Origin of the sequence: Moraxella nasicaprae, assembly GCF_025643275.1 — a bacterium.
Classification (GTDB): Bacteria; Pseudomonadota; Gammaproteobacteria; order Pseudomonadales; family Moraxellaceae; genus Moraxella; species Moraxella nasicaprae.
Genome location: NZ_CP089977.1, coordinates 1,788,576 through 1,807,389, shown reverse-complemented (window position 1 = coordinate 1,807,389; position 18,814 = coordinate 1,788,576). Strand labels below are relative to the sequence as shown.

General features: G+C 43.8%; 16 protein-coding genes and 3 tRNA genes. 10 read left to right on the top strand and 9 right to left on the bottom strand.

The genetic code is table 11. The features are described 5' to 3' along the window. Positions 1-1,878, top strand: coding sequence for a bifunctional tRNA (5-methylaminomethyl-2-thiouridine)(34)-methyltransferase MnmC2/FAD-dependent 5-carboxymethylaminomethyl-2-thiouridine(34) oxidoreductase MnmC1 (gene mnmC / locus LU297_RS08540; protein WP_263076099.1), 1,878 nt, complete (start codon positions 1-3; stop codon positions 1,876-1,878). Between the two features lie 72 nt (positions 1,879-1,950). Here the strand turns inward: mnmC and LU297_RS08535 are convergent, their stop codons facing one another. Then, complete coding sequence (locus LU297_RS08535; protein WP_263076098.1) at positions 1,951-2,580, bottom strand: MarC family protein; 630 nt, start codon at positions 2,578-2,580, stop codon at positions 1,951-1,953. A 146-nt stretch (positions 2,581-2,726) separates the two neighbouring features. On the opposite strand from LU297_RS08535, the gene queC reads away from it, so the two are divergent. Beyond that, positions 2,727-3,440 carry a 7-cyano-7-deazaguanine synthase QueC gene (gene queC / locus LU297_RS08530; RefSeq protein ID WP_263076097.1) on the top strand — a complete coding sequence of 238 codons (714 nt, stop codon included), beginning with the start codon at positions 2,727-2,729 and terminating at the stop codon, positions 3,438-3,440. 150 nt (positions 3,441-3,590) lie between these two features. Continuing rightward, positions 3,591-4,175, top strand: coding sequence for a TetR/AcrR family transcriptional regulator (locus tag LU297_RS08525; protein WP_263076096.1), 585 nt, complete (start codon positions 3,591-3,593; stop codon positions 4,173-4,175). Positions 4,176-4,230: 55 nt separating this feature from the next. On the opposite strand, the gene LU297_RS08520 is transcribed toward LU297_RS08525, so the two are convergent. Further along, positions 4,231-5,544 carry an NCS2 family permease gene (locus LU297_RS08520; protein ID WP_263076095.1) on the bottom strand — a complete coding sequence of 438 codons (1,314 nt, stop codon included), beginning with the start codon at positions 5,542-5,544 and terminating at the stop codon, positions 4,231-4,233. Between the two features lie 255 nt (positions 5,545-5,799). Here LU297_RS08520 and LU297_RS08515 point away from each other — a divergent pair, with 255 nt between their 5' ends. The 3 genes from LU297_RS08515 to LU297_RS08505 all read left to right on the top strand — a co-directional run bounded on the left by LU297_RS08515 (position 5,800) and on the right by LU297_RS08505 (position 7,636). Next, a complete protein-coding gene (locus LU297_RS08515) occupies positions 5,800-6,288 on the top strand; it encodes a peroxiredoxin (RefSeq protein WP_263076094.1) in 489 nt (162 codons plus the stop codon). 4 nt (positions 6,289-6,292) lie between these two features. Continuing rightward, the gene (locus LU297_RS08510) at positions 6,293-7,474 is read left to right on the top strand and encodes a glycosyltransferase family 4 protein (RefSeq protein WP_263076093.1); all 1,182 of its coding nucleotides are present in this window, start codon (positions 6,293-6,295) and stop codon (positions 7,472-7,474) included. Positions 7,475-7,560: 86 nt separating this feature from the next. Then, positions 7,561-7,636, top strand: a tRNA-Gly gene (locus LU297_RS08505). Between the two features lie 91 nt (positions 7,637-7,727). On the opposite strand, the gene LU297_RS08500 is transcribed toward LU297_RS08505, so the two are convergent. Continuing rightward, positions 7,728-8,561, bottom strand: a complete 834-nt coding sequence (locus tag LU297_RS08500; RefSeq protein WP_263076092.1) for a M15 family metallopeptidase — start codon at positions 8,559-8,561, stop codon at positions 7,728-7,730. Between the two features lie 241 nt (positions 8,562-8,802). Between LU297_RS08500 and LU297_RS08495 the strand changes: the two genes are divergently transcribed. Then, the gene (locus LU297_RS08495) at positions 8,803-9,411 is read left to right on the top strand and encodes an SH3 domain-containing protein (protein WP_263076091.1); all 609 of its coding nucleotides are present in this window, start codon (positions 8,803-8,805) and stop codon (positions 9,409-9,411) included. A gap of 24 nt (positions 9,412-9,435) precedes the next feature. Further along, on the top strand, positions 9,436-10,269 hold the full coding sequence (locus LU297_RS08490) for a M15 family metallopeptidase (protein WP_263076090.1): 834 nt from the start codon (positions 9,436-9,438) through the stop codon (positions 10,267-10,269). Between the two features lie 30 nt (positions 10,270-10,299). Here LU297_RS08490 and LU297_RS08485 read toward each other — a convergent pair whose 3' ends face one another. The 5 genes from LU297_RS08485 to LU297_RS08465 all read right to left on the bottom strand — a co-directional run bounded on the left by LU297_RS08485 (position 10,300) and on the right by LU297_RS08465 (position 13,481). Next, positions 10,300-11,208 (bottom strand): bestrophin family protein, encoded by a 909-nt coding sequence (locus tag LU297_RS08485; RefSeq protein WP_263076089.1) that lies wholly within the window; start codon positions 11,206-11,208, stop codon positions 10,300-10,302. Between the two features lie 94 nt (positions 11,209-11,302). After that, a tRNA-Asp gene (locus LU297_RS08480) sits at positions 11,303-11,379 on the bottom strand. 5 nt (positions 11,380-11,384) lie between these two features. Then, a tRNA-Val gene (locus LU297_RS08475) sits at positions 11,385-11,460 on the bottom strand. Between the two features lie 284 nt (positions 11,461-11,744). Beyond that, the gene (gene murU / locus LU297_RS08470; protein WP_263076088.1) at positions 11,745-12,452 is read right to left on the bottom strand and encodes an N-acetylmuramate alpha-1-phosphate uridylyltransferase MurU; all 708 of its coding nucleotides are present in this window, start codon (positions 12,450-12,452) and stop codon (positions 11,745-11,747) included. A 3-nt stretch (positions 12,453-12,455) separates the two neighbouring features. Further along, a complete protein-coding gene (locus tag LU297_RS08465) occupies positions 12,456-13,481 on the bottom strand; it encodes an aminoglycoside phosphotransferase family protein (RefSeq protein WP_263076087.1) in 1,026 nt (341 codons plus the stop codon). Between the two features lie 357 nt (positions 13,482-13,838). On the opposite strand from LU297_RS08465, the gene LU297_RS08460 reads away from it, so the two are divergent. Both LU297_RS08460 and LU297_RS08455 read left to right on the top strand, forming a co-directional pair. Then, complete coding sequence (locus tag LU297_RS08460; RefSeq protein ID WP_263076086.1) at positions 13,839-16,580, top strand: LPS-assembly protein LptD; 2,742 nt, start codon at positions 13,839-13,841, stop codon at positions 16,578-16,580. Between the two features lie 116 nt (positions 16,581-16,696). Then, entirely contained in the window at positions 16,697-17,680 is a 984-nt protein-coding gene (locus tag LU297_RS08455) for a peptidylprolyl isomerase (RefSeq protein WP_263076085.1), read from the top strand. A 179-nt stretch (positions 17,681-17,859) separates the two neighbouring features. Here LU297_RS08455 and LU297_RS08450 read toward each other — a convergent pair whose 3' ends face one another. Next, on the bottom strand, positions 17,860-18,720 hold the full coding sequence (locus LU297_RS08450; RefSeq protein WP_263076084.1) for a M23 family metallopeptidase: 861 nt from the start codon (positions 18,718-18,720) through the stop codon (positions 17,860-17,862). Between the last annotated feature and the right edge of the window lie 94 nt (positions 18,721-18,814).

Here is an 18,814-nt window from a genome sequence, read left to right as displayed (position 1 = left end):
ATGAATCACATTGAGCAAGCCGTCATCGACTGGCAATCAGACGCACAAGGTCATCTTGTCCCCACCTCTCCCATCTTTGATGATGTGTATTTTTCAAAAGCAGGAGGGCTTGATGAGACTCATCATGTGTTTTTGGCAGGCAATGATTTGCCCAATCGATTTGCCAATTTGCCATCAGGCAGTCGATTTGTCATTGCTGAGACGGGTTTTGGCACAGGGTTAAATTTTTTGGCGACTTGCCTACTGTGGCAACAAACCGCCCCCAAAGACGCTCATCTGCATTTTATCAGCACCGAAAAATTCCCCCTATCCAAATCAGATTTGAGCACCGCTCTTTTTACATGGCGAAATGACGATACCAGTGTTTGGATTGATGCCTTGCTGGATAATTATCCCTTGCCAATGATGGGCTGTCATCGCTTACACATCAGCGAACAAATCACACTTGATTTATGGTATGGCGATGCCAAACAAAGCCTGACCACTCTCTTGGAGACCCAAACAATGCTGGGGAGGACTGGCGGTGTGATGGCGTGGTTTTTAGACGGTTTTAACCCCAGTAAAAATAGCGATTTGTGGTCTGATGAATTATTTGAGCTGATTGCCAAACTTTGCCATCATCAGGCAACTTTGGCAACTTTTACCGCAGCAGGATTTGTTCGGCGTGGTTTGATGGCGGCAGGTTTTTTGGTCAAAAAAACCAAAGGCTTTGGCTTTAAAAGAGAAATGCTGACCGCCACAATCCATCAAGACACCCCGTCCTCTTTAACGCAACAACACCCCAAGCACATCGCCATTGTTGGTGCTGGTATCAGTGGTGTGATGTTGGCTGATGCACTTGCCAAGCGTGGACATCACATCACACTCATTGACCAAAATCCACCAATGAGCGGTGCGTCAGGCAATCCACGAGCGTTGTTTGCTCCAAAACTTAGTCTGATTCAAACTGCTCATCAACATCTATCCACAGTGGGATTTTTGTATGCTTGGCGAGTCTATCGCCATCTAAATACCGACCAGTCGGTCTTTGAAGAAACGGGCGTGATTGACTTTTTGTTGCCCAGCCAAAAATCCGCCCAAAAACGAGCCGAACAAATCGCTCCCTATCCAGATGAACTGATTCATCAAATAGACACACATCTTTATCCAACGGCTGACATCGTTTGCCATGTCCCAATGGGTGGACTGCTTAGCCCTGCTAATATTTATCAAGCCATCAAAAAACAGCCCAATATTCATTTTGTGCAAACAGCGATTCACCACATCAACACAGACGACCAACAGGCTCATCTTGTCAGCCAAACACATCACATCACAGCCGACCATGTGGTGATTTGTGCAGGATTTTTAAGCGATACCTTGTCTGACGAGTTGTTTGTTTGTCGCAAAATTCGTGGGCAATTATCTTGGGTAGCGATGAATGATGAACATCATCAACTACCCAGCACGCCGATTAAATATGACGGCTATTGTGGGCAGTTTCATGAAGACAATCAAACACATCTATTATTTGGGGCAAGTTTTGTGCGAAATAGCACAGATGATGGTGTGTATGATGAAGAACATCAGTTTAATCAAGATAAATTGACACACGCCCTACCAGAGATTGCCAAACAAATCAGCCATCAACCCTTATTTGGGAAGGCTGGCATCAGAGCTCAGACGCCCGACTATCACCCCATTGTCGGCATGATTGGCGATGATGATAAACGCTATGCCATGTACGGCATGGGGTCAAAGGGTTTTTGTTTTGCTCCGCTATGTTCACAGATTTTGGCAGACATCATCACAGGTGGTATCCTACCTATTGATGCAGAACTGCTCAAAAAAATCAGCCCAAATCGCCCCAGATTACAAACACCTCTGACGGCAGATTGAGCATGATTTGCCCAATAAAAAATCCCCCGATGAGCCTATCGAGGGATTTTTTTAATTTTATCAAATTTCACATCAAGCCAACATGGGGAAAATGGCACGCAAGCCAGACACGATGATTTCGATAGACAATGCTGCCAAAATGATGCCCATGATACGATTGATGACACTCAGTCCTGTATCGCCCAACAAGCGACTGATGCGTTCTGCCGCCATCAAAGACAAATAGCAAAATAAACTGATGCACAAGCCTGCCACAATAATAGTCATCTTATCCATCATGGTTTGCATTTGGGCAGAATAGATGATGACCGTTGAGATACCACCTGGACCAATCATCATCGGAATGGCAAGTGGCACAACCGCAATACCAAGCGAGTGCGATACTTCCTGAGCAACTTCATCGCCTTTTGGTTTGACAGGGTTTTTGCCATCACTCATCATGCTAAGTGCGATTAAAAATAACAACACCCCGCCTGCAACACGAAACGACCCCAAAGAAATGCCCAAGCCGTTTAAGATAGACTGTCCAAACAGCACAAAAAAAGCAATCGTGATGAACACCGTCAAACAGGCAATCTGTGCCACTTTGCGTTTACTAACCAAATCATAATCGCTGGTAAAATGTAAAAACAAAATCAATGCACCAGAAGGGTTAATCAGCACAAGTAGTGCCAAAATAATTTTGATAATTTCTGTATCCATGACCAAAAAACCAAGTCCAATATATCTAAAAGTGTCATTATAACATAAATTTATTGAAAAATTATACAGCACAGCGTGCTTAATTCTTGAAATGCAAGACAAAATAAGCTATCTTTATCAGTTTATTTTCATCGCAAAATACACTTATGCAAACAACCAATCAACAAACCGCCATTGTACTATTTTCAGGCGGACTGGATTCAACCACTTGCCTTTATTGGGCAAAATCTCATTTTGATAAAGTCATTGCCCTAAGTTTTCGTTATGGTCAAAAACATTCTAGCGAGCTAAACTGTGCCATCAATATTGCCAGCAGTCTTGGCGTGGAGCATCGCATTATTGATATTGACATTGCTCAGCTTGGTGGCTCTGCCTTGACCGATGAAACGCTTGCTGTGCCAAATTATGATGAAAACACCACATATAGTGACGAGGCTCAGGTTGCCCCCATCACTTATGTACCAGCTCGTAATACGATTTTTTTATCTTATGCGTTAGCATTGGCGGAAGTCTCCCAAGCCAACCACATCGTCATCGGTGTCAGCTCGGTGGATTATTCAGGCTATCCTGATTGTCGTCCCGATTTCATCGAGGCTTTCGAACGCTTGGCAAACCTAGCAACGGTGGCTGGCAGACAAGGCAACCGCCTGCAAATCATTGCTCCTTTACAGCACTTATCAAAGGCACAAACACTACAATTAGGTTCATCGCTTGGCGTGGACTATGCACAGACTGTATCTTGTTATCGTGCTGATGAATCTGGGCGTGCATGTGGTGCGTGCGACAGCTGTCATTTGCGTATGCAAGGATTTTTAGAAGCAGGCATGGCTGACCAAACTCGCTATCAAGATTTGTCTTAGCCTTGATGGATTGCAGATGATTGGTTTTTGGTGTCGATTTAGCAATCACACGACATCCATACAATCATCAAACCCATCATCACGCTTGCCATCTGGTTGCTTTTTTTATAAAATACCGACCAGATGGTTTTTTATTTTTAAGGCAAATCAATGCAAGCAGACACTTTATTTGATGACAATCAAGCACATCAAAATACCCCAAAAAAACGCAAAAACAATCCAGAACAACTCAGACACACCCTAATTTTGACCGCCAAAAACCTGATGGTCAAAGAAGGCATTGCCAATCTATCCATGCAAAAAGTCGCTGACCACGCTGGCACCAGCAAAGGCGGATTATTTCATCATTTTAAAAGCAAAGAAGAGCTGATTGCTGCGGTCATTGGACTGTTCATCGCACAGCTAAATACAGCGATTTTGGCAAAAATTAACCAAAACCCCAAGCAGGCGGGTATCTTTACTCGGTCTTATCTTGATGTGCTATTTTATGACCCTAATATTGGCATGGCGAGTGCTTGGGCAAATTTGCGTCAGGTCATCAATGCTGATGGGCAAATGCAGGCACAATGGCAGGACTGGCTCAATCAAAAACTACGCCAATTTGAGACAACCGATGGCGACCCAAAATTTGCCGTCATTCGCTATGCCGTTGATGGTGCTTGGTTGGACGACTTATTAACCACCGATGAAACACATCGACAACGCATCTATCAGCACATCATCACCTTGTTTTAGTCAAATAAAAAACCCTGCCATGCGACAGGGTTTTTTGATGCTTGCTATACTTAGATTAGATGGCATAACCAAGTACATAAAACGCCACCAAAATAATGGCAATCAGCACCGTACCGATATTAAGTTTCTTAAATTCACCTGCAATCAAGCGACCTAATACCAAAGTTGCAAAACCAAGCATGATGCCTGTCACGATGTTGGCGGTCAGTACGATAAAAACAGCACACACCAAACCACTCATTGCTCCGATAAAGTCATCAAAATCAAGTTTTGAGACATTGCTCAGCATGAGCAAACCAACATACATCAACGCAGGTGCAGTAGCATAACTTGGTACCAAGAACGCCAATGGCTGAAAAAACAACATCAACAAAAACAGCACACCCACCACAATGGCGGTCAAGCCTGTTTTGCCACCGACAGCCGTTCCTGCTGCTGACTCGATATACACTGCCGCAGGAGCAGTTCCAAAAACACCAGATAAAATGCTACCCAGTGAGTCAGAAGTTAGTGCCTTGCCACCGTTGATGATTTGACCATCTTTGTCCAACAGGTTGGCTTGTCCTGCCACCGCACGAATCGTACCTGTGGCATCAAAAATCGCCGTCATCACCAATGCAAATACCACTGGCAAAATCGCCGTATTCAACGCCCCCATTACATCTAGGCTCATGAACAGCGATTCTGCACCAAAGCTAGGCACTTTTAGGATAGAACCTGTAAACTTGACCTGTGGGTCAAAAATCAGTCCAATGGCGGTAATAGCAATGATGACCCACAAGATACTGCCTTTGATTTTTAGGCGTTCTAGACCAATGATTGCCACCAAGCCAAGCAATGACAACATCACAGGCAAGGAGGTAAACTGCCCCATTTTGACAGGCAATCCAGCATCATTGCCCACAACCAACCCCACACCATTAGCAGCAATCAATAGCAAAAATAAACCAATCCCAATACCAGCTCCGTGAGCGATTGAGGCAGGTAAGTTACGCAAAATCCACGCACGAATGCCTGTGACCGAGATGAGCGTAAACACCACACCCATCAAAAAAATCGCCCCCAGCGCCACAGGTACACTGACACCCTGCCCAAGCACCAAGCTAAACGCAGTAAATGCCGTCAGCGAAATCGCACAGCCAATCGCCATTGGCACATTTGCCCACAATCCAATCAATATCGAACCCAAGCCAGCCACCAAACAGGTTGCGATGAACACCGACTCAGCAGGAAATCCTGCTTGTGATAGCATATTTGGCACTACGATGACCGAATAGACCATCGCCAAAAAAGTGGTTAGACCAGCAATCACTTCTTGACGAACTGATGAACCACGCTCTTGAACCTGCAAAAATGAAAATAAAGACATGACAAATCCAAAGAATTAACAAAATTTTGCCATCATTGACACATCACACCAGCCGATGTAACAACAATCGCAAGCCCTAACAATCAATTAAATCCGCTAATTTTACTGAAAATGCCAAAGAATTACAAATAAAAACTTAATCATTTGCAAATTTTTGTATTCATTTGTAAAATAGCCCTAATTTTTTGTAAAAAATCAACGCACCGCCAACCAATTAGCGGTAGAATAACCACCAATTTATCTACTTATTTTTGTATGAAAAACACCCAAGAAAACATCGCCCTACCTACCTTTTCTGTCAATCTGGTCAAAGCTGATGGCACGCATTGCCAAACCAATTTTGATGAAATCTGTGCAGATAAACAGGGGCTGATTTTATATTTTTATCCCAAAGACAACACACAAGGCTGCACCGTTCAAGCCACCGATTTTAGCCAAGAAATCAAGACCCTGTCACAGCTTGGCTACCGAGTGATTGGCATATCCAGAGATGGGGTCAAATCACACCAAAACTTCATCAACAAACACGCTTTAACCATCGACCTCATCAGCGACACCGATGAAGCATTATGCCAGCATTTTGATGTCATCAAAGAAAAAATGATGTATGGCAAGACTCATCTGGGTGTTGTGCGTTCAACTTTTGTATTTGATGGTAATGGTCAAATGATTGGTAGCTTTCGCAATGTCAAAGCCAAAGAACACCTGACCAACCTGCTTGATTTTCTAAAAACCGCCATTTAATTTTATGAAAGTTTTACAGCTGTGTTCATCGCTCAAACACGATGAGTCTGAACGAGGTGTTTACGCCATTTCTCATGCACTCATCAAGGCAGGGCATGAGTCGGTTGTCATTGCCTCCGCTGATGAAGATGATGAGCTGGTTACTCGCCTGATTCGTGATGGTGCAGATTATTATCGCTTGGATATGCCCAAAAAAAGCTGGTGGGCATTGCGGCATATTTGGGCGTTAAGACGCATTATTAACACCCATCACCCTGATGTCATTCATGTGCATTCTCGCACGCCTGCATGGGTGCTGCACTGGGCGTTGCGTCATATCAATGTAGAGCATCGCCCAAAAATCGTCAGTAGCTTGTATGGATTTTATCCATTAAACCAATATAGTAAAGCAATCTTTGATGCTGATGTGTTAATCTGTGCTTCACAAAGTATCGAAAATTATTTTCTTAAAAAATTAACCAAAAAACATGACAGACAGCTGGTCTGCGTTTCTCGTGGTGTTGATGTTCGCAAATATCCCTACCGACATCATTCCTCAGTCTATTGGCTGCATCAAGTATTTGCCCAATATCCAGAATTGGAACACAAAAAATGGTTGTTATTCCCTACACCGATTGGCAATCAATACGGGCAGGAATGGCTGGTTGATATTTTAGGAAATCTACAACATAAATTTGAAAATATCCACATCATCATCATGGACGAAGACCCAGAAAATAAACAGACCCAATGTGTCTTTTATGAAGAATTTTTGCAGCGGCTGCACGCACTAAATCTGGACAAACGCGTCACTTTCATTGGTCGCAATCCTGTGGATAAAAAAGAATGGCTGGCCTCCGCCAATGTTGTACTGGCACTTGCCAATCGTCCAGAAAGTATTGGCATGACAGCATTGCAAGCCATTCATTTGGGTACGCCTGTCATCGGTTGGGCAAAAGGAGCGTTTGCTGACATTCTAAGTGCGTTATTCCCGCAAGGTTTGGTTAAAGAGCAAAGTGCCATCGCCCTGTGCAAAGCCATCAAATTTCAACTATCCAACCGTATTCGACCTGCCATGACCCATGAATATGTGGTCGAGCAGATGGTTGCTGAGACTTTGGCGGTGTATCAATCATTATGCCCTTATTGTAAATTGGTCAATAAAGACAAATATGATAAACTCACCGTCTGCTTATCAAAAGAATAAAAATTTATAAAAATCAATAAGTTATAAACTTTTTATAAAAACCATTTGACAAATAAAATTTTTTATATATAATATCCAACCATCAAGCGGGAATAGCTCAGTTGGTAGAGCACAACCTTGCCAAGGTTGGGGTCGCGAGTTCGAATCTCGTTTCCCGCTCCAAATTTTAAAAAGCTCAAATCGAAAGATTTGGGCTTTTTTCATTGGTATTGATATAAAAATAAACCAAGCTTTAATGGCTTGGTTTAAATTTTTATAGACAATCATCATTTTGTAGCATGGATACAGCGGTTGCACTACCTTTATATTTCCAATGCCATGATTCTTCTGATACACCACTTTTTGCCGAATACTCTGGGGTATAGGTTTGATACCACCCGTATTTGTGAGCATTGGCTTTTAGCCAGCGATAGCCTGCCGTTTTGGCAAATTCACTATTGATTGGACTAAAATCAACAGCAAATCCTGTATGATGCTCAGAATAACCAGCAGGTGCTGACATATGATAAATCTGCTTATTTGTTTGTCCTGCCTTGATTTTGCGGTTGATGATGCGTTGCTGATGAGCAACTGAGCGAAATGCCGAACCTAGCGTTAGATTAACGCCACTCGATTTAGCATCTGCCAGCATTTGTTTTAATGATGTCGCCGCCTCTTTATGCACTCGAAAACCATTGACACTGACCAAATCTTTTGCATTTGCCTCTGGCATTTTATAAAAATAAATACCGACAGTTTTAGCCACTGGATTGGGTGTGCAATCTTTACTGTTTAAGTCCTTATTGTTGGTCTGATTACCCACCTGTTGGGACGATTGTTTGTCTGCCTGATGAAAAGATTGAGCTGACACAAGGGTATTGGTGTCAGATGGTACAACAGTCAAACCTGTATTTTGATATAGATTTACCACTGTATTAATGTCATAAGTTGCCACAGGTGCGGTTAAAGGATTGGTCGGTTTGCTCATCTGAGTTTGTTGATTTTGTTCGGTCAAGCCCTGTATATACTGAGCAAAAGACATCGTGGCAATCGTACCACTTAGGGCAAGTAATACTTTTGCCATTCGATATTCATTATTCAAATTCATCATTTAATTCCATAAAAATCATCAAAAAACCACTGAATATTATATCCATCGCCAACCAAATAATCCATGAAAGATAACATTACGCCAGCAAATCTTAACACGAAACAACCGATTAGCATAAAACCACCAAGCACAATTATCATAATTTCATGCCATGTTGTTATGTTATCATAATTTATATTGAAAATAAATTAACAATTTGGTAATATTATTTATAACATACTAACAAATAGGTGCAAAAATGAAATATATCGTTACATTGTTATCTGCTGGATTGGCATTAACTTTGACCGCCTGCGATGGCGATATTGCTAAAAGTGTCGCTCGTGAAGTTCTAAAAGATGAACTAAACAAACCAGAACAAACCACGACCCAACAGCCAACACAGCAAGTTTTACAACCTGTAAACGGTCAAGAACAAACTGTTCAACTACAACCAGTACAGCCTGTCCAGCCTGTGGTGCAGCAACCTGAACAAGCTGCCCCTGTATCAGCCGCACCATCACCGCAGCCTGTGGGCGTTGCCCCTGCCACTCAACCGATGCAAACCGCCCAACCTGTACCACGCCAAACCGCCAAACCCGTCAGACAAACAGCCGTACAATACGAGGAGTATCCTGTCAACCTGCCTGCAACCGTCATCACTCGATATGGTGGCAATGTCATCGTTCGAAATTCCCCATCTCGTCGTGGTCGTCAATTAGGCTATTTATATACATCAGAGGATATTTGGGTGATTGCACAGACCAATAAATGCGAAACCATTCAAGGCATTCACAACTGCTGGGTTAGGGTTCGTGATTCGGTTGGCTTAACAGGTTATAGCTTTGGTGGATACCTAGACTACTAATCACACAATCATCAAGAGAACATCATGAGTACAAAGAATAATAAAAATATCATCAGCGGTATCATCATTTTGATTATTGGCATACTGCTATTTGGTTATTTTGGCAAATCATTGTTCAAAAAAGAGCAAAATGACAACTTGGCAAGCAATACCAATAACCATCTGCCACTTGAACAAACCACAGAACAGCCAGTGACTGAGCAGGTTGAGCAAACCCCTGTTGAGCAAGAAGTACCCGCACCAACTAAGCTGGGTGTCATGCATGGCAAAAACAGCGAGGAGATATTACGCCCTATTCCAAGCGAATACACCACCAAAGATGAGCAAATCCATCATGATGTGTATGAGCCTTTGCTGAACATGATACACGCCGCCAAAAAAGATGGTATCAATCTGACCGTAGTATCAGCATATCGCTCCTACGACCGCCAAAAGCAAATTTGGGAGAGAAAATGGGGCGATACTCCTGATGATGATGTGAATAAAGCGTTAGAAATTCTAAACTGGTCATCATTTCCTGGTACCAGCCGTCATCACTGGGGTACTGATGTTGATTTTAATAGCGTAGATACTGATTATTGGACGCACGGAACAGGTCTAAAAACCTACGAATGGCTACAAGCCAATGCTGCATCATTTGGTTTTTGCCAGACTTATGGCAAAGGTCGCAGTCACGGCTATAATGACGAAGCTTGGCACTGGTCACACATTCCAACCGCCAAACAATATTATGCCCAAGTCAATCACCCACAGACACAGCAGTTATTACTCAATCAAGGCGTAAAAGGTAGCACAGCATTGGCAGAAGTGGATTTATTAGAATACATCACTGGTATCAGTGACTGCCCTATGCAATAAAAATAAAATCCCCCAAGATGGGGGATTTTTTTATTTCAAACAAAAGCCAGTCACTTCTCTTTTTTGTGGTAATGGTTTTTCAAGCAGCATCAAAGTTTCACTTTGAATCATATGCACCAGCGTATCAAGCGACAAATCATTATCCTCTATACCAAATGGCATCTCCATTTGACGAGCCAGTTCGTACAATCCAAGCAAAAAATACGCCACTAAGCCCACAAACAACGGCGTCCAGCCACCCATGACTGCCCCAGCCCCAAATGGTAACAACCAACAAAACCCCACAATCGCATGCGATAATAGTGCTGAATAAGCAAATGGCAATGGCGTGCCAGCAATGCGGTCACACCCCGCCTGAATACCACCCATCTCAACGATGTGCTTTTGGATTGATAGATAAATGATGTCACTCATCTGACCTTGACGAACCAAAGCAATCAGTTGCTTTTGCATCTCTTCTAGCACTCTTTGAGGTGCATTTAGCTGAGTGTCTAACCAAGATATTTTGTCAGCACACTTGCCAAAGTACAAATCATCAGAGGCATTGACAGGTTGCTGTCGTAATCTATCTCTTAATGCCACCACAAAAAGCAGCATCGACCCAAGCAGTTTTTCACGCTCATCTGGACTCAAAAAATAACTATCACGGCTTAGATGGCGAGTGTTGGCAACCAACGCACCCCACAGCTTTCTCCCCTCCCACCATCTATCATAACTGGCATGATGATAAAATCCCAATGTGATGGAAATCAACACCCCAAAAATCGTAAAAGCTGTCATAGGAACGCTGGTAACCGCATACACTTGATGATACACCATCAACCAAGCCAACACCGACAACAACATCATCGCCAGCACACTGGGTAAAATCTTGGGCAAAATCGTCCCTTGCCACGCAAAAAATATCGACCAACTGTTTGATTTATCACGAACAATCATCACAAGCTCCGATTTTTTTTGAAAACAAAAAAATCCCCAAGCCAGGGGAGACTTGGGGTGAAAGTGAAAAGCTTTAAAAAAGCTACACTAAAAGTGGCGCAGCGGACGGGGCTCGAACCCGCGACCCCCGGCGTGACAGGCCGGTATTCTAACCAACTGAACTACCGCTGCTAAAATGGTGGGTGGTAACGGGATCGAACCGCTGACCCTCTGCTTGTAAGGCAGATGCTCTACCAACTGAGCTAACCACCCTAAGATAGTAAATCTTAGTAACGAACTTTTTATTGATTGATTATCAATTTGAACACTTTATGTCACCTTGTTCGTGTTCGTTCGTTGTGGTGCGTATTATATAGGATTTTGATTGAGTGTCAAATGTTTTTTGAAAGAAAATTGGGGGTTTTTGATAAAAAGTTTTTAAGATGTTGATTTTGTTGATATTTTTTATTGATAAATTTGCAATCAATGATTGGGCTTTTGACCAACGGATACCAAAAAACCCATCAAGACTGATGGGTTTTTGATTGATGAACCATTCACATTGATAGTTTTTTTCTGGCGTAGGCATCAACTTCGGCAAGTCGCTCCATCGTACCAACATCAACCCACTTATCCGTGATTTTCTCGCCAGAGACCAGTCCTAGTGCCATCGCCTCTTTTAATAAAGGGGCAAGTGCCGCTACCTGCCCTGCTGGCACACTCGCCACCAATGCTGGCGACATCACACTGATGCCTGCAAAAGTCAAGGCGTGTGCATCATCGGTTTTGGCAGACAATCGGCCATCACTCAGCACAAAATCGCCCGATGGGTTATGCGATGGGTTGTCAATCATCAATAAATGTGACAAACCGTCTGGTCGGTATTTAGTTAGATGAGCGAAGTCAAACTCCGTCCATACATCGCCATTAACCAAAATAAAGGGTTCATCAGCAAGCAGCTGCTGGCTTAGTGCGTATTTGATGCCGCCAGCCGTTTCCAAAGGTTCGCCGGTCTCCACCGAAACATTCAGCGTGATGCCAAGTCTGCTGGGCAAATCAAGCTCATCAAGCCCTGCGATGAGTACATCAGACAGATAGCCTGCATTGAGTGTGATATGCTTAATCCCTGCCTGTGCCAATCGCTCGATGTGCCAAACAATCAAAGGCTTATCCGCCACAGGCACCAAAGGTTTTGGCGTGGTTAGGGTCAAAGGACGCATTCGAGTCCCTTTGCCAGCCGCCAAAATCATCGCTTGTCGAATCATGGATTACCCCTTAAATTTGACCTGATAAGCAGGCAAGACCACCTGATTAAGCCACGCCAAAAATTCGCCATAAATTGTCTCTTGGGTGTGTTCATCAAGCCAAGCAAGCTCAGCAAGCAAGTCTTTCATGACTTTTGGAATGTCTGCCAAATAACGATTTTTACCATCTCGTTGAGAAAGACGAATGAAGATACCCAGCACTTTTAGATGGCGTTGCACACCCATCACATTGGTTTGAGCGATAAAACTGCCCAAATCAGTATCAGGCTGAATCAACTGATAAAATTCTTGAATTTTGGCATTCACCCAAGTTTCATTTTCATCGATATAAGCATCTCTGACCAAGCTCACCAAATCATAAGTATAAGCCCCAATCACGGCATCTTGAAAATCAATCACGCCCAGCTCATCACTACCCTTATCCGCCATCAGGTTGCGGCTGTGATAGTCACGATGCACGATGACTTTGGGTTGTTTGGCGATTTCTTTGAGCAGCACTTGATTAAGCGTTTGCCAAAGAGTGCTTGCTTGCTCATCAAGTTCCACACCCACATACGGCAAGAACCATTCGGTGAATAACGCCATCTCTGTTGCCAATTTTTCATCAGTATAAGCTGGTAGCTCAACGCCAGTTGAGATGGTTTGCAGTTGTGCCAATGTGTGCAATGCTTTGGTATAATAGCCATCTTTGTTCGCCTTGTCCTGAGCAATCAGATGAGCAAACTCAGTTGTGCCAAAATCTTGCAATAATAAAAAACCTCTATCCATATCTTTGGCGATGATGTCAGGCACATTGACCGCCTCGCTCATAATCTGAGCAACCGCCACAAACTCGTCCACTCGTTCTTTTTCGGGTGGGGCATCCATCAATAGATAGCTCATCTGTGCCTGACCAACCTCAGACACCACAGGCATATAAATACGATGATAACGGCGAAAACTGGCATCGCCTGGCAAACTCTCTACGGTAAAACCTGCTGCCAAATTGGCATTCAAAAATTGCATCATTTCATCATGGCGGACATTCATAAATATTTCCTTGTTGGATAAATTTGGTTAAACCCATCTAGTTTAGCTGATTTTATGCCAATTAACTAGCCTGCGTTACATCAAAAATACATTTTGCTTTCGCCAAATCATCAACACTTTTTGACAAAAATGGTGTAGAATAAACCGTTTATCCAATAAATTTTTATTTTTCTATGAACTCTTTTGGACGATGGCTTGATACAGCATATCAAGTAAGATTTCATCACACACGCCAAGATGGACTTGGGGTCTAAAAAAGGTGATGATTTCACTTTTTTATGCCATCAGTAGTCTTGTTTGTATGACATCATGATTTGACCACAGCCATTGTTCGTTTCTTAAAAAAGGTGTACGCTTGTGAATCACGCACATTCTAAGCTTAACTTCATCAATACCACGCCAACCTATCTAAGCGTGGCAGTTCGCCATGTGTTATTTGGGGTGATGCTATTGCCCTTGACATCGCCTCTTGCCAATGCCGAACTCATCATGGATACTCAGTACACAGCCCTATCCGAATCTGATGAGATGAGTAAAACCACTGCGATTGATGCCACAAAAACCGACACCATCGACACAGCCGCCTCCTTAGAAACACAAGCCTTGCTCACTGATGACTCAATGAGCAACATCACTACATCAGATGATTTATCCACAGATACACCATCAGTCATCAATGCCAAACACACACCCGATGACGACCCAGCAAAACAAACACGACAAGCACTAACCAAGCCTGCCGTCGCCACAGACAAACAAACTGCCAAACAACAAAGCCTTGCCAAGCTTGCCCAAAACTATCAAATCAAGCCCAATGTACACGCTCGCTGTCAGGGTGTATGGACGCAGCCCAAAAACGCCAACCAAATCGGTAACAATGCCCAAAGTTTTGCTGGTATCAAAGCCGAAGCAGACTACGGCTACTGGGACGCTCATGAATATGCTGAGCTGGCTGGCAATGTCATCATTGAGCAAAATGGGCAAACGGTGATGGCAGATAAGGCCACCTTTAACACTCGCACAGGCGAAGCGATGGTACAAGGCGAAGTACAATTTAGCGATGGCATGAATGCAGGCGAAAATGGCATTGGCTTGATTGGTGTCGCCCAAAGCATCAGTTATGGTAATCAAAACGGCTTAGCCACCGCACAAGATGTGGCTTTTGCCAGCACCGCCATCAATGCTCACGGCTACGCTGGCTCGATGCAAAAAGTCAGCGACACTCACTATCAGATGGACGAGGTGATGTTCACGACCTGTCCGCCTACCGAACGCAAGTGGCATTTGGACGCTCAGCGTATCGATATTGACAGTCAGACAGGGCGTGCCATCGCCAAAAACAGCACTCTTCGTATCAAAGATGTGCCTGTATTGTATTTGCCTTATTTTAATTTCCCCATTGATAGTCGCCGTTCTAGCGGATTTTTGTTGCCAAGCGTTGGTTTTGGGTCATCAGATGGCTTAGAGGTCAGCACGCCTTATTACTTCAATCTTGCTCCTAATTATGATGCCACCATCACGCCGACGATTTTTACCAATCGTAATCCGATGATTTCAGGCGAGTTTCGCTATTTGACCAAAAATTTTGGGGCGGGTAGTCTATCGGGCTCATACCTACCCAGCGACCGTAAATATAACAATCAAGACCGCAGTCGCTTACGCTACGAACACCAATGGCAAGCCAAAAACATCAAAAACCTAACAGGCTATGCTCAGTATCAATATGTCTCTGACGCTGACTATTTGGGGGATTTTGACAGCTTAGGTCTTGAAAACCGCTCACTAAATCTGCCCAGACGCATTGGGCTAAACTATCACAATGACCATGTTGCCGCAGATTTTCGTTTTGAGACTTTCCAGCGTCTTGATGGCACAAAATCAGATGGCTCGCTCATCACGGACAAAGACCGTCCCTACGCCAGACTGCCACAATTATCCATCAACTATCGTCTGCCAAAATCTTGGCTTGGGCTAAATAGCAAACTACAAATCACAGGCGTGCATAATTCAGCCTATTTCAAAAAATCCATCAAAGACGCCTCCGAGCCAGAAAAAAGTGGCGGTCGTATGTACAACCAGCTGTCAGCCAGCTATCCAATGCTGCGTCCGTGGGGCTACATTACCCCAAAACTTAGCCTGACACATCTCTACGCAAGCTACGATGAAGACAGTCTTAATGACCAAAATCTGAACAAAAAAGATGGCAGTTATTCAATCTTTGCACCACAGTTTAGTGTGGACGCTGGACTGTTTTTTGAAAAAGCAGGCTCTCCTTTGAAGGGTAAGCAATCAGGCGGTTATCAGGTACTAAGCCCACGCCTAAAATATACTTACACCCCTTACAAAGACCAAAGTCGCCTACCAAACTTTGAAACCATCGTCTCTAACATCAGCTATGACCAGCTGTTGTCCGATTCGTGGTTTTTGGGCTATGACCGCATTCAGGATTTACACGCCATCACACCAGCCATCAATTATCGCTATATTGACGAGCAAGGTCGCACTCGCTTTGATGGCAGTATTGCTGAGCAGATTTTGCTTGATGAGTTGCGTGTAGGCATCAATCATAGCGAATCATTTAGCGGTAGAAGCTCTGGCACAGCTTGGCAAGCCAGCATTCAGCCCAAAGAATCTTTGTGGATTGATACCGCTGGGGCTTTGACCACCAATTATGACATCAGTGCCATCACTGCACAGATTCGCTATCAGCCAGATGAGCAGCGTCTGTTTAATATTGGCGTGATTGAACGCAAAGAAAATAAAGCAACCAATCAACAAGCCCTATCCGCCTATACCGCATCAGCAATCCTACCCATCAGTAGTCGCTGGCGATTGGTCGGACAGGCTCAATACGACCACAAACACGAACGCCTGCTGGACTCTTTGATTGGGGTTAATTATGAAGATTGTTGCTATGGCTTGTCGGTCTATGCACGCCGCTATCGTGATGGTCTAAATCCACACACCAATGCCGATACCGCCATCATGGCAGAACTTCGCCTCAATGGCATCAGCAACGGTGGTCGTCTCAATCGCCTATTAAGCGACAAAGTCATGGGTTATGATAGTGTCCAAAATGCGTGGCAAAAAGCCTATTAACAAAAAATCATCAAATACCTAAGCCAACAAATTTGACGATTGCTTGGTCAAGTGCTAAACTTGAACACATCTGATGCCAAATTTGTTGGCAATATCGCCATTTTTTAAGGATTATTATGAAAACAACATTCAAACAAACCTTGCTTGCTCTTGCACTGGCAGGTAGTGCATTGACCGCACAAGCCTCCATCAGCGGTTCTAGCACCGATGGGATTGTCGCTGTGGTCAATGATGAAATCATTCTAAAAAGCGAACTAGAAACCGCTCGTGCCATCATCGCTGCACAAGCCTCAGAAAAAGGCATTCAAGCAAGCCAAGCACAAATCACTCAAAAAGCCCTTGATGAACTGATTGCCCGCAAACTACAATTAGCATTGGTCAATCGTGCTGGCATGGTCGCCAATGACAACATCATCAATGAGCAAATATTACAAATTGCTCGGGCTCAAGGCATCAACACACTGAGCGAATTTCAAGCCAAGCTAGATGGAGAAAAAGCGGGCAGCTATGCCGCCTTGCGTCAAAGCATCATCGAAAATGCCGCCCTGTCTGCGATGTGGCAAAATCAAATTTCCAACCGCATCCACATCAGTAATCAAGAAATCGCTTCATTCTTAAATTCACCAGAAGCCAAGCAAATCATCAGCCAAGAACAAGTGTTGATTCCAGAATGGCAAACCAGCCACATCTTGGCTCGTGTGGACGATACCCAAAGTGCAGCCATGGCAGAGCAAAAAATCAATGCTCTGTATGCTGAACTACAAAAAGGAGCGAATTTTGCCTCTTTGGCAGCAACCTATTCTGACGATCCAGGTTCTGCATCACAATATGGCAGCTTAGGCTGGGTAAACGAGGGTCAAATGGTGCCGGAGTTTGAAGCCATGATGAAAAAGACTTCTTCGGGAGATTTTTCAACACCATTTCGCTCACAGTTTGGCTGGCATATCCTAAAAGTGGATAACACTCGCCAAAGAGACATCACAACCCAATACCGTCAAAATGCCGCTCGTGAGTATTTGTTTGCCCGTCAAGCACCACAAGCCGAAGAAGACTGGTTGCAAGAATTGCGTTCTAGTGCATATATCAAGATTTATGAGTAATGTCATCAAGGCTTGTGAACATCACAAGCCTTTTTTGTGGTGAATGCCAATCAGATGGCTTAGCATGATTGGTTTGTATTTCATCGGTCTTGATGTGCATTATGAATCATCTTCAACCAGACAATCCATCATCATAAAAAAACCACCTATCTTTGATGGTGGTTTTTTTGTTTTGGGCATCATTTGACCACAGATAATGGGTCGATATAGACATTGTTGCGAGCAATACGAAACTCAAATAATGCTGAGTTGCTGGTTTGTTTTTTCATGCTGGCGATTTGCTGACCCGCTTGCACGCTGTCTCCCGCCCGTACCTTAGCATCTTTGATGTAGATATAGCTGGATATAAAGCCATCGGTGTGTTGGATTGTGATGGTAGCATCATTGACCGCATTCCCATCAGCATTGATGACTGTACCTGCTCGGCTTGCCAAAATCGGGTCGCCATCTCGTCCTGAGAACCACATACCATTACTGGTAACGGTAGAGCCTTGTACATTGGCTGTACCAAAACGACGCACCACAGGATTGGACTTACCAACAGGATATTTAAACTGCATCACACCAGCACTGCCTGTAGTAAATGGCGTGCTTTGACTGCTGTTGTGTACTGGTGCTGTGTTGCCAGATTTTTGGGTTGGGGCTGGCTGGGTATTTTTACTCTGTTGTACTGGTGCTTGAACAGCGGTCGAAGACTTGGCTGGTTGAGCATTTTGAGCATTACCCTTCCACAAAGACAGCCATTGACCTGTATAGATGGTATAGTTGCTATTTAGATTGTTTAGGCGACCAATCTCTCGCCAGTCCAGACCGTATCGCTGAGCGATTTTGGCAACCGTGTCGCCTTGTTTGACTTGATACCAATTTGGCACACCTTTGTTATTGGTGATGATTTGTCTGGTAGTCACACCATTTTTATTTGCTGTGCTGTTGTAAGTTGGCTTACTGGCACAGCCCACCAACATCACTGCCGCAGCACCCATTGCCAAGGCTGGCTGAATCCATACTTTCCATAAGGTAGTTTTTGGTTGATTATTCATCAAAAGCACTCTCAATCTTTAACACAAATACTCCCCTATTGTAACACGCTCATAAAAAAACACAAAACCCATCGTGCTAAGGTTTTGTGTTTTT